This is a genomic window from Paenibacillus sp. GCM10027627 (assembly GCF_042675505.1).
Taxonomy (GTDB): Bacteria; Bacillota; Bacilli; order Paenibacillales; family Paenibacillaceae; genus Pristimantibacillus.
On the sequence record NZ_JBHTHB010000002.1, the window covers coordinates 789,690 to 799,583 of the forward strand.

Genomic DNA, 9,894 nt, shown 5'->3' on the forward strand with positions numbered 1-9,894 from the left:
CCCTTTAATTTGTCTGTTAGTTGGCTGTTCTGTATTCTGTCAATCTTGCTCGAAGCCCTTCGGATTCCTCAAAATAGAATACGTGTAGTGTTGGTCGCTTTCTGTTAGGCTCAATGCGTTGTAACGGATAGCCGCCCATCATGAGAAAACCCGCCAACCGTTGCGAAAATACTGGAATCTCTTTCATCTTCGCCGCCCCTTTTTTAGAATTTTGGCTTTGTACGCTTTGTTACTTAATAGGTTTAATTCATAGCAGTTAGTTCATAAGTATCAAGGTAGTACGCCAGTTTATCCGGAGTTAAGCCCATATTCCGAATAACATTGTGTCGCACTCGGTCGGTTACGTTCCTACTACCGGATTCAATCCGATTAATAAATGACTCAGTGACGCCGCAAATTTTACCCATTTCCGCTTGTGATAATCTGCGAACCCTCCTCAACTTGTACAGTGTATCGGCCGAAATAATCATCGCTGGGCCCTCCTTTTAATGGTCAATTTTTCTTGACTAGTAGACAAAATAAAAACACCGCCGACCGGCCGAGTCAGCAGCGTATTTTTTCCTTCACAACGTATAGGTAACTAAAGCAATAAAATATATGGATAGAAATTGTGAGCTGATCCAAACCGCTAGGCATCCGGAATGAAGAGCCTCTATAACGTAAGGGTAACTAACCGGCATAAATGGTATGGTGACTAAAAAAAATATTTTACGGGCCTTCATTATATAAGGGTAACTAAGCGGACAAAAAACAGGTATGTTCGAAAATTATTTACGCTACCCCATTCATACCCGTCAATTTGACGGACATAGCCTCGATCGAAACTAATGTGCGGTCTTTATCGACCATAACCGCTTGTTCCCCGGTTGTAACGTAAGGATAACTAAGCACTTAAAAGTAAAGTTTGAACGTTCACAATTTTAGGTGTTGTCGGTTTTTCTACTCATCTATAGGTGAATGTCGCCAGCTAAATCCGTTTCCGCCCACCTAGCGATTCCGCCCGTTGTTTAGCCGCCATAATCTGCGCCAGCTTGTCCGGATCGCGGGGCCGCTCGTAACTCCAAGCACGAGATAGCATCGACTTTTCTGTCAGCCAGTACGGATATTCTAACCACCACGTATATACTGTCGGCTGAACCGAGCGTTGGGCGGACTTCCGCGCTGTCTTACATGAACGTTGACTACAAACACGAGCATTGTTCGGCTTCGTCTTATCGCGGAAATAGTAACCGCACGTTTCGCACTGTTTAACGCGCGGATCGGCGGGCGGCTCTGTAAATAAATGACGAATAATCGACGCCGCTTCCTCTCGTGATAGTCCGGTCGTAAGTAATGTAACGTATTCGATTGCGCCCTCTCCCGGTTCCATAGCGACACGCTCCTTCATACCGTAGTTATCGTCAATTAGACGAAGTTTCGCAATTACAAAAAATCTCTAAATAATCCGAAACCAAGAACATATGTTCTCGTATTATATCACATGAAACAACGAAGACGCCCGACATAAACGGTGCCTAATCCGTTTACTAGTCGTCGGACGCCTCCGAACTCCAGATAGCCACGCGCACCAAGACGGATAACGGTTGCCGGTTGCCGCCGGTAATTCTCCGTTATTGCCGAACCGCCCAGCAGCCAAACTGCCCCGCGTAGTCATCCTTTATATGTGAACCGGTGCCAGCCGGTAACACGCGATCGGCCGGGACGGTTGCAGCCATCCCGACGGTAAAGCACGAACATATTCCGGTAATACTGGTCCGCATGGCGACCCTACCGATTGCAGTCGGTAAGTACGGACTTCCTTTCGATACTGAGCATGGCGCGCGGAATAACACGGAATGAACTCATTTAAAATGAAGGCTTCCCTCGCTAGAATTGTTGGCGCAATTAAAGCGGCTATCCGCGACAAGGGTATTGACAGTACATACACCCTTGTTTCGTCCGATACCGCATCGAACTCGTCAGGCGGTAAACTTCGGCGGACCATCCGGGAACATTTCGATGTCCGCGCAACGCAGTAGATACTTCAAAATAAACTCAATCGCCGTCAGCTCCGACAAGATACGAAATACGGCCGCAATATCGTTCGTCTGTTCCGTGAGGACAAGTCCAATGTCGCTCATGTACGTATTCGGTAGATTAGGTACCGGCTTAACCTCGTCAATCCACATTTGGTCGTACTTAACGCTGTAATACATAGCGCAGCCGGGCGCAACGAGATAACCCGACTCGAAATCGTAGTCCTCATCATTATCGTATGGGCCATGCATAACCGTGACAGGCTTCATACGGCCGCACGCCCCTTCCACAGCAAGATAAACCCGAGTTGTCGCAAGTAAGCGTACCGGACCGGTATATATCCGCAGACGGGGTCGGCTCCGGTCGGTAATATAAAACGCATAAGCTCCGGACTGACAAACACCGTCTGCTTCGGATAATACAATCCCGGAACCGCCAACGTCACTTCGTATTTGCCACCGCGGCGACGGGATCGGTAGTATCCGACAGGTAGCAGCCCGAGCGAGATAGTACCATCGAAGTCGCCGGTTGCAAAGTTGAAAATTCGAATATTGAACGCAGTCATCGTGCGCCACCGATCCACGCGCCGAACGCAGCACGGAGGAATTCAGCGGCTAAAGCGCCAAGTATGCGAGCTATTAGACGGCCGCGCGGCGTACGGGAGACGGAGCTAATTCGAGTATTAGGCGAGCTGGCAAGAACGAGCATCATACGAATGCACCCCCTTCATAGCAGGCATTCCCGTTAATGATGCGAGTTGATCGGCGGTTACATGGACGGTACCGAGAACCTTGCGGCTGCCGATACCGGTTACGGCGCGGAAGAACGGCGATTGTGCGATAAAACATGTCCAGCGGACAGAATCGAGAATAGTGACGCGGAAAAGTCCGTTGATAAGGACGTAGCGAAGACGGATATTGCGTGCGATTACGTTTGGCATAGCGAGAAACCTCCTATTAATATTATTGTAAGATGTGTGACGGTTTGATAAACTGTTCATATGATTAGAATAGTAAACATATACACTTGTCAACTAGATGACTTCTTGACTAGGTTGAGTATATGCCTTTTCTACCTTCTTGTCAACTAGTTGACTAAATTATACTGGAGGAATTTTTGTGATCAGATTTACGTTGGATAAGCTTATGAAGGAACGTGGACTTTCGCAAAAAGAAATTGAGGAAATAACCGGAATAAGTCGTAATACGGTAAAGGCACTCGTAGCAAATGCGAACACAAGAATCGACTTTCCGACATTAGATGCGTTGTGCAGTAAATTGAACGTGTTGCCTCGCGATTTAATTGAATATGTATCGGATTTTGGAAGTGAGGGTAATCATGAGCGTATTCAAAAGTAAAAAAGAGTCTCCTAAATCGTGTTCGCAATGCGGTAATCAGCCGATGTATCAGTTCCAAGGGCATTTACTATGTCTATCCTGTTACGAAAGAGTTCATCAAATAGAGCAGGAGAATTTACACAATTTATTTATAATGCACAATAGGGCTGCTGCCAGCATGGAAAACGCTCTGGGTATGACAGGAATGGTGGCTCGATATAATGTCCCTACCCCTAACGTATTTAGCGGTAATATCAACGATATTAAGATTAGCAATAGTACTGTAGGTTCTGTAAATACGGGACGAATTGAGAACCTAAACAATACAATGAATAACATTAATGTTCCAAATTCTGAAGAATTTTTAAATCGTATTAAGGAGTTTGTTGAAGCGGTTCTTTCAAGTGAAATGACTGATACTGCTAAGAATGAGATTGTAGAGCAAGTAGATACGATTTTAGCCGAAGTGAACTCTCCATCTGAGAAGAAAAAACCTGGCGTTATTAGAGTTCTAGTCGATAACATCAAAGATTCACTAACTGTTGGAAATGGACTGTACACCATGTGGGATAACATTCAAAAAATAATAGGTTCTCTACTTTAAAACAGAGGAGCCTTTGTATGTACTGGAAGAATGTCCATATCCCAACGAAATCCTCTACGATTCATACCGCGACTTGCCGCCATATGGGCGACCATAACAATCGATCGGCGACGGTAGCTGGGCGAAATTTGATTCGTTGAAAGCCGCTAAAGAGGCTGCGGAGATTCCCGAAAGATATACGGTGAAGGAATGCGGACTTTGTATGCGCCTGTAGCTAATCGAAGAGTGCTAATTCGATCCTTAAGTAAACGAGTTTTGGAGAAAATGCAAAGGCTTACCGGGGATTCCGAGAGGAATACGAATTAAGCTGTCAAATCCATCGAGATTAGACGGTCTTTTATAAGCAAAAAAAACGCAAAATAACGGCCGTTACCGCCTCCCCTTCCGATACCATTACGGACGAGTTAACGCAGCTCTAAACGGATTTTACACAGCTCAAAACAAGTGAAGCCCACTAACCAGTAATGGTCGGCGGGCTAATTTGCATTACTATTTTTCTTAGAATTCAAGAATTTTTGTTTGTACTTTGAACATAGATAGCTGTATACTGTAGATAACAGTTGTAACCTGTAGGTAACAGTTTTGTATACAGCACAGTACAAATCATGTTCAATGATACTAAGATTGTATACAAAAACTGAAGCACCGAAGGTTTTAGTATTTACCGAGAGAGTAGCCCGTCCATCCGCCAAGATTTCGGGCTATTTTCTATTTATCTGCTAATTCAATAATCGCAACGACAAGAGCTAGTAGCATTACTATAAACGTGCCAAAACTAAGCAACAACTTAGCTGTCTCATTTGATTTCACTTGCACGACCTTTCTCTCCGGCGCTTCAGGTCTACCACGTATTATAGCAGAATACGGATGAACTGTCTTGTTATTACGCGGGGGTTTTTTCCAAGCTCATCACTTCAACACTCCCCTATCGGACTAACCATTTATGCTGTTCCGTGATCGGCTCTGGACTGAGCTGCACATATTTCCTCGTCGTTTTAAAACCGCATGTCCTATAAGTTTTTGCAAATGAAAAACGCCCATCCGATGATAGATGGATGAAGTTTGGTACGTTAGAAAACGTACACTTACTAAATGTCTAAATGCCACAAAAGTAAACGAAGAGTACGCGTTTAGAGAATGCGGGCTTTGTATGTTAAGAAAATAAACGAGACGCAGCCGCCAGTCCAGCCGGATTAGGCGGTTTTTCCTGCTTTTATTTATAGTCAGTTTGACAATAGGGTGGTAAAATTGTCCTATAAAGGAAGAAGAATTGCTCGTAGAACAAATTATTAGGAGAAGGTCGTGTTGAGTGGTATGACTACTGCCGAAAAAATTACACTTCTAGGCATTGGAATTACATTTTTAATTGGGATTATTAATCTAGTATTACTATTTAGAAACACAAAGAAAACTCTTTTTATTAATACCATTACTAGCCAACGGATTAAATGGATTGGTGAACTACGAAGTTTAGTATCACAGTATGTATCGACTGTCTCACTACATGAGCATAAAAATGTTGAGAAAGATGGAGACAGGGGGAAGTACTTGGATAATATATTACTTTTAGAGTCTCAAATTAAACTCCACTTAAACTTTCAAGGAAGGCGTGACAAAGCAATTATTCAACTTGTCGAGAGAATTCGTAGTAACATTTTTAGTATCTACGATTTTGTTACTCTATTAGAATTAAAACCTGAGGAGCGGGAAAAAAAGTTCATTGATCAAAACTTTGAAGACATGAAAAAAATGATAGAAAATAAAGTAGATGAAAACTTTTTAAAATCAATACCTAAAGACACTTCTTTAGAAGAAGTGATTCGTTTGCTTTATAATGATGTTTATAATAATGAAGTTACTAAGTACAATGCCGAATTCAAGCATAAATTTAAAAAGCATAGGGAAGGTATTAAGGAAGATGTAGCAGAGCTAGTACTTAAAACACAAATTTATCTCAAGAGTGAATGGGATAGAGTTAAAAGAGAATCTGTAGGGGATAATTAAATTATTAATACGTATATTAACCCCGTACTAAACCGACATTTATCACTCGCACTGTACGGGGCTTTTTAACGCGTCTATTACGCTACCAGATGCGTGTAATGTTATTGAGCGAGTTAACCATACATATCCTGATTTATTCGAGATTATTGCGTAGGTAACGTAGACCGTGGTACGTACCAAGCATTAGGGCTCTGTGCACTATACGAAATCGCAACGCTACTACCCGAAGTGCGCGATAAAAACCGCACAAGATTCAGTCAACTGGTGTAATAAAATGGTAAACGAGATGACCGTCCGTGAGCTGCGCGAAGTAATAGCAGACGTTCAAAATAGATCCAAATGCGTACGTCATTGATAACGCTAACTATAGAAACACAGCAAATGACTTAATGTAGACATTCGATCATCATTATTGGTAAATCTGCCTTTAAATCTAAATTTTAGCTGGTATAATATAAAGTAGAATATGAAAAATCAGGAGTGATTACGATCTCTAGTATGAATAATCAATTAAACTCCGAAGCTTGTTCAGCTATACTAGACACTGCAAAATCGATTTACTATGAAGAGATCGACCGCTTTAAGCAAGCTGAGACTAAAATAGGAATCGCTATCGCCTTTACAGGGGTCATATTCGGGGCTTTCCTTACTTTTGTTAACCTCAATTCAATTAACCAAACCTCTTTAGGCTTTGGTTTAACTCTCTATAGCAGTCTTTTTAAATTAATTATACTCGCTTTATTAGTTTCTTCATTTTATCAATTTTTTAAAGCTATGCAGATAGACGATTTTCAGCAAATCGACATAGACTCTATCGTTGACAGCGAATTCGCAAAGTATGAGAGTCAAGCCCGAGTCAAATTTGATATTGCAGTAACCTATAAAAAAGCAATTGTTCAAAATGAGGAAAAAATTGCAAATAAGTTGAACCGTTATAACAATGGACTGCGGTTTGTAGCTTATGCATTTGCAATGTTTGTAACTCACTATGTCGTAGAGGGGATAATTAAGTATGGAACGTAGGAATGATCAAGGAACGTTTGGTGGACAAAGGAATAATGGTAACGAACCTGAATATGGACGAGGCACTAAGCCTGTTAAGAGGGACCAGTTTACTGATAATTCAACCACAAAGCCCCAAAATAATCCAAATCTAGATCCTAAAAGACCTCGTAGGTAGATTAAAAATATGACGACAACCGACGGTAATACCCGCTGGTTGTCGTCATATTTTTTTATGAACCTTCATCAAAAAAAATCTGTTATGACTATTTTATGCTATTGTAACCCTTCCAGCGGCGAGAATTTGCGATGCTGTGCGGTTACTTCGTGACTAAATAGGTTTACGTATGTCCGGACCATCTCGAGGCTTGCATGGCCTAAGACGGACTGAAGCGCGAATACGTCAGCTCCATTCTGCACGCTCATCTTTGCAAACGTATGACGCGCCGTGTGAGGACTACAACGTACACCGGTAATCCCCGCTGCCCTCCCGTACGCTTGCATCTGTTCTTGGACAGTTCGAATTTTTAATGGTTTGTTATCGACGTTGACGAAAAGCGCTTCGTGGTCGAGTTCGCCGCGCAATTTCACGTATTTCTGTAATTGCTTCTTCATTGTGATCTGGATCGGAACATGACGTTGCTTATACCCTTTACCGTCAATTTTAATAACGCCGTCCTGCCACATTATATCAGATAGTTTAATGTCAACAAGCTCCCGGACTCGAACGCCGGTTTCTATGAGTAACATTAAAAACGTAGCATCGCGAACGCCAACAAATGTATACGGATCAGGCTGCCGTAATAGCGCGCGCATCTGATCGCGGCTAAACGTTTGAATAATCGTTCGCTTCTGTTTGACAAGCGTCATATCACGCATTGGTGAGCGTAAGATGTACGACTCTTTAACGAGGAAATTGAACAACGTACGGACGGCTCTAAGTGTACAATTTATCGTCGTTTCTTTGCGGCCGAGCTCCATCATACGAAGGATTATGTTCTCCTTAATGATCTCCGATGTAATTTTTTCCGGAGCCGTTGGTATGTCCTGCGATTCTAATAACCGCATAAACTTAATCAATTCCGTGCGGTAGAACGTAATAGTGTGAGCGCTAATGTTTCGAATCTTACAGTCGCGGAGAAACAGGTGCATAGCTGACTCAAAATCATCAACTACATAAAGCGGTTTGTGTCCTGGGGATAGTTCAGCGGGAGTTAAACGGTTGTTACGGCGTGCCATAGAAACGCCCCTCTCTACGATTATAATCGTACGAGGTAACGGTGTAAATTGCGTGTAGACGCGCTATACATTCACACGATAATAGCGGGCTATAAAAAGCAAAAACGCCGTCTGTACTAGCGTACAGTCAGCGTCATATCAACGATTTGTGGTGCCGGTGAGAGGACTCGAACCTCCACGGTTTCCCTCACGATTTTGAGTCGCGCGCGTCTGCCATTCCGCCACACCGGCAAGTTTTAAAAATTTGAAGAAAATGGCGCGGCCTAAGAGATTCGAACTCCTGACCTTTTGATTCGTAGTCAAACGCTCTATCCAGCTGAGCTAAGGCCGCACACTATGTTTTTTTGTGGAGGCGCCACCCAGACTCGAACTGGGGGTAAAGCTTTTGCAGAGCTCTGCCTTACCACTTGGCTATGGCGCCAATGTTTAAATGGAGCGGAAGACGGGAATCGAACCCGCGACCCTCGCCTTGGCAAGGCGATGCTCTACCGCTGAGCCACTTCCGCACATAATGGCTGGGGATCAAGGATTCGAACCTTGGAGTGACGGAGTCAAAGTCCGTTGCCTTACCGCTTGGCTAATCCCCAACATTTGTTTTGTTTTTTTAGATGAGTTATGGGGCGATCGATGGGACTTGAACCCACGAATGCCGGAGCCACAGACCGGTGCGTTAACCCCTTCGCCACGACCGCCATATTACTACATCTTATTCAGTTGGCAGGGGCAGCAGGAATTGAACCCACACCAAAGGTTTTGGAGACCTTTGTTCTACCTTTAAACTATGCCCCTAGGTAAACTGGTGGAGGATGATGGATTCGAACCACCGAACCCGAAGGAAGAGATTTACAGTCTCCCGCGTTTGGCCACTTCGCTAATCCTCCATGTGGTGCCGCCGAGAGGACTTGAACCCCCAACCTACTGATTACAAGTCAGTTGCTCTACCAGTTGAGCTACAGCGGCATATTCAATTACTACTTACTTAAATGGTGGCTCGGGACGGAATCGAACCGCCGACACGAGGATTTTCAGTCCTCTGCTCTACCGACTGAGCTACCGAGCCAGATGATGTTATAATGGCGGAGCTGACGGGATTCGAACCCGCGGTCTCCTGCGTGACAGGCAGGCATGTTAGGCCTCTACACCACAGCTCCACATCATATTCTCGGATATCTCCGAAGGTAATTGGTTGCGGGGGCAGGATTTGAACCTGCGGCCTTCGGGTTATGAGCCCGACGAGCTACCGGGCTGCTCCACCCCGCGTCGTAAAAAATTATGGTGGAGGATGACGGGATCGAACCGCCGACCCTCTGCTTGTAAGGCAGATGCTCTCCCAGCTGAGCTAATCCTCCATGAGCGACTTTTATATCATATCATATTGTTATGTATGATTGCAAGTCTTTTTAAAAACTTTTTAAAGAAGTTGGTGACCCGTAGGGGATTCGAACCCCTGTTACCTCCGTGAAAGGGAGGTGTCTTAACCCCTTGACCAACGGGCCGCATTATGGCAGAGAGGAAGGGATTCGAACCCTCGAGACCCGGTTAGAGCCTACACGATTTCCAATCGTGCTCCTTCGACCACTCGGACACCTCTCTATAATGGCTCCCCGAACAGGACTCGAACCTGTGACAACTCGATTAACAGTCGAGTGCTCTACCAACTGAGCTATCAGGGAATAATGCGTCAGAAAAGAC

13 protein-coding genes and 16 tRNA genes are annotated in these 9,894 nt (G+C 44.1%); 5 read left to right on the forward strand and 24 right to left on the reverse strand.

Annotation, left to right across the window (positions count from 1 at the left end; genetic code table 11):
* Window positions 1–16 precede the first annotated feature (16 nt).
* From ACFQZE_RS11630 to ACFQZE_RS11655, 6 genes are all read right to left on the reverse strand, one after another.
* Entirely contained in the window at window positions 17–187 is a 171-nt protein-coding gene (locus ACFQZE_RS11630) for a DUF5659 domain-containing protein (RefSeq protein WP_379356947.1), read from the reverse strand.
* Window positions 188–242: 55 nt separating this feature from the next.
* The gene (locus ACFQZE_RS11635) at window positions 243–470 is read right to left on the reverse strand and encodes a helix-turn-helix domain-containing protein (protein ID WP_379356949.1); all 228 of its coding nucleotides are present in this window, start codon (window positions 468–470) and stop codon (window positions 243–245) included.
* A gap of 497 nt (window positions 471–967) precedes the next feature.
* Window positions 968–1,387 carry a hypothetical protein gene (locus ACFQZE_RS11640; RefSeq protein ID WP_379356951.1) on the reverse strand — a complete coding sequence of 140 codons (420 nt, stop codon included), beginning with the start codon at window positions 1,385–1,387 and terminating at the stop codon, window positions 968–970.
* Between the two features lie 571 nt (window positions 1,388–1,958).
* A complete protein-coding gene (locus tag ACFQZE_RS11645; protein ID WP_379356953.1) occupies window positions 1,959–2,285 on the reverse strand; it encodes a hypothetical protein in 327 nt (108 codons plus the stop codon).
* A complete protein-coding gene (locus tag ACFQZE_RS11650; protein ID WP_379356955.1) occupies window positions 2,282–2,581 on the reverse strand; it encodes a hypothetical protein in 300 nt (99 codons plus the stop codon). The genes ACFQZE_RS11645 and ACFQZE_RS11650 overlap by 4 nt, the downstream gene beginning before the upstream one ends.
* Before the next feature lie 117 nt (window positions 2,582–2,698).
* On the reverse strand, window positions 2,699–2,956 hold the full coding sequence (locus ACFQZE_RS11655) for a hypothetical protein (protein WP_379356957.1): 258 nt from the start codon (window positions 2,954–2,956) through the stop codon (window positions 2,699–2,701).
* Between the two features lie 178 nt (window positions 2,957–3,134).
* On the opposite strand from ACFQZE_RS11655, the gene ACFQZE_RS11660 reads away from it, so the two are divergent.
* Genes ACFQZE_RS11660 through ACFQZE_RS11670 form a run of 3 tightly spaced genes read left to right on the forward strand, consistent with a single transcriptional unit; the run spans window position 3,135 to window position 4,097 of the window.
* Window positions 3,135–3,374, forward strand: a complete 240-nt coding sequence (locus ACFQZE_RS11660; RefSeq protein WP_379356959.1) for a helix-turn-helix domain-containing protein — start codon at window positions 3,135–3,137, stop codon at window positions 3,372–3,374.
* Window positions 3,355–3,957 (forward strand): hypothetical protein, encoded by a 603-nt coding sequence (locus ACFQZE_RS11665; protein ID WP_379356961.1) that lies wholly within the window; start codon window positions 3,355–3,357, stop codon window positions 3,955–3,957. Before ACFQZE_RS11660 ends, ACFQZE_RS11665 begins: the two co-directional genes overlap by 20 nt.
* 17 nt (window positions 3,958–3,974) lie before the next feature.
* On the forward strand, window positions 3,975–4,097 hold the full coding sequence (locus tag ACFQZE_RS11670; protein WP_379356963.1) for a hypothetical protein: 123 nt from the start codon (window positions 3,975–3,977) through the stop codon (window positions 4,095–4,097).
* Window positions 4,098–4,665: 568 nt separating this feature from the next.
* Here the strand turns inward: ACFQZE_RS11670 and ACFQZE_RS11675 are convergent.
* Entirely contained in the window at window positions 4,666–4,773 is a 108-nt protein-coding gene (locus ACFQZE_RS11675; protein WP_379356965.1) for a putative holin-like toxin, read from the reverse strand.
* Window positions 4,774–5,262: 489 nt separating this feature from the next.
* Between ACFQZE_RS11675 and ACFQZE_RS11680 the strand changes: the two genes are divergently transcribed.
* The gene (locus ACFQZE_RS11680) at window positions 5,263–5,961 is read left to right on the forward strand and encodes a hypothetical protein (protein WP_379356967.1); all 699 of its coding nucleotides are present in this window, start codon (window positions 5,263–5,265) and stop codon (window positions 5,959–5,961) included.
* A gap of 498 nt (window positions 5,962–6,459) precedes the next feature.
* Complete coding sequence (locus ACFQZE_RS11685) at window positions 6,460–6,984, forward strand: hypothetical protein (protein WP_379356969.1); 525 nt, start codon at window positions 6,460–6,462, stop codon at window positions 6,982–6,984.
* A gap of 255 nt (window positions 6,985–7,239) precedes the next feature.
* On the opposite strand, the gene ACFQZE_RS11690 is transcribed toward ACFQZE_RS11685, so the two are convergent.
* From ACFQZE_RS11690 to ACFQZE_RS11770, 17 genes are all read right to left on the reverse strand, one after another.
* Entirely contained in the window at window positions 7,240–8,202 is a 963-nt protein-coding gene (locus tag ACFQZE_RS11690; RefSeq protein ID WP_379356971.1) for a tyrosine-type recombinase/integrase, read from the reverse strand.
* A 149-nt stretch (window positions 8,203–8,351) separates the two neighbouring features.
* Window positions 8,352–8,433 (reverse strand) — tRNA-Leu (locus ACFQZE_RS11695).
* Window positions 8,434–8,456: 23 nt separating this feature from the next.
* Window positions 8,457–8,533, reverse strand: a tRNA-Arg gene (locus ACFQZE_RS11700).
* Between the two features lie 16 nt (window positions 8,534–8,549).
* Window positions 8,550–8,623 (reverse strand) — tRNA-Cys (locus ACFQZE_RS11705).
* A gap of 10 nt (window positions 8,624–8,633) precedes the next feature.
* Window positions 8,634–8,708, reverse strand: a tRNA-Gly gene (locus ACFQZE_RS11710).
* Between the two features lie 6 nt (window positions 8,709–8,714).
* Window positions 8,715–8,789 (reverse strand) — tRNA-Gln (locus ACFQZE_RS11715).
* 29 nt (window positions 8,790–8,818) lie between these two features.
* A tRNA-His gene (locus tag ACFQZE_RS11720) sits at window positions 8,819–8,894 on the reverse strand.
* 23 nt (window positions 8,895–8,917) lie between these two features.
* A tRNA-Trp gene (locus tag ACFQZE_RS11725) sits at window positions 8,918–8,991 on the reverse strand.
* A gap of 8 nt (window positions 8,992–8,999) precedes the next feature.
* Window positions 9,000–9,083 (reverse strand) — tRNA-Tyr (locus ACFQZE_RS11730).
* A gap of 3 nt (window positions 9,084–9,086) precedes the next feature.
* Window positions 9,087–9,162 (reverse strand) — tRNA-Thr (locus ACFQZE_RS11735).
* A gap of 24 nt (window positions 9,163–9,186) precedes the next feature.
* Window positions 9,187–9,262 (reverse strand) — tRNA-Phe (locus ACFQZE_RS11740).
* Between the two features lie 14 nt (window positions 9,263–9,276).
* Window positions 9,277–9,353 (reverse strand) — tRNA-Asp (locus ACFQZE_RS11745).
* Window positions 9,354–9,385: 32 nt separating this feature from the next.
* Window positions 9,386–9,462, reverse strand: a tRNA-Met gene (locus ACFQZE_RS11750).
* Window positions 9,463–9,475: 13 nt separating this feature from the next.
* A tRNA-Val gene (locus ACFQZE_RS11755) sits at window positions 9,476–9,551 on the reverse strand.
* A gap of 72 nt (window positions 9,552–9,623) precedes the next feature.
* Window positions 9,624–9,698, reverse strand: a tRNA-Glu gene (locus ACFQZE_RS11760).
* A gap of 6 nt (window positions 9,699–9,704) precedes the next feature.
* Window positions 9,705–9,795 (reverse strand) — tRNA-Ser (locus tag ACFQZE_RS11765).
* Window positions 9,796–9,799: 4 nt separating this feature from the next.
* Window positions 9,800–9,875: transfer RNA gene (locus tag ACFQZE_RS11770), tRNA-Asn, on the reverse strand.
* Window positions 9,876–9,894 lie beyond the last annotated feature (19 nt).

Excerpts from the sequence above, each read along its gene's own strand:
- ACFQZE_RS11630 (WP_379356947.1), bottom strand. The coding sequence starts at position 187 with ATGAAAGAGATTCCAGTATTTTCGCAACGGTTGGCGGGTTTTCTCATG.
- ACFQZE_RS11635 (WP_379356949.1), bottom strand. The coding sequence starts at position 470 with ATGATTATTTCGGCCGATACACTGTACAAGTTGAGGAGGGTTCGCAGA.
- ACFQZE_RS11640 (WP_379356951.1), bottom strand. The coding sequence starts at position 1,387 with ATGAAGGAGCGTGTCGCTATGGAACCGGGAGAGGGCGCAATCGAATAC.
- ACFQZE_RS11645 (WP_379356953.1), bottom strand. The coding sequence starts at position 2,285 with ATGAAGCCTGTCACGGTTATGCATGGCCCATACGATAATGATGAGGAC.
- ACFQZE_RS11650 (WP_379356955.1), bottom strand. The coding sequence starts at position 2,581 with ATGACTGCGTTCAATATTCGAATTTTCAACTTTGCAACCGGCGACTTC.
- ACFQZE_RS11655 (WP_379356957.1), bottom strand. The coding sequence starts at position 2,956 with ATGCCAAACGTAATCGCACGCAATATCCGTCTTCGCTACGTCCTTATC.
- ACFQZE_RS11665 (WP_379356961.1), top strand. The coding sequence starts at position 3,355 with ATGAGCGTATTCAAAAGTAAAAAAGAGTCTCCTAAATCGTGTTCGCAA.
- ACFQZE_RS11670 (WP_379356963.1), top strand. The coding sequence starts at position 3,975 with ATGTACTGGAAGAATGTCCATATCCCAACGAAATCCTCTACGATTCAT.
- ACFQZE_RS11685 (WP_379356969.1), top strand. The coding sequence starts at position 6,460 with ATGAATAATCAATTAAACTCCGAAGCTTGTTCAGCTATACTAGACACT.
- ACFQZE_RS11690 (WP_379356971.1), bottom strand. The coding sequence starts at position 8,202 with ATGGCACGCCGTAACAACCGTTTAACTCCCGCTGAACTATCCCCAGGA.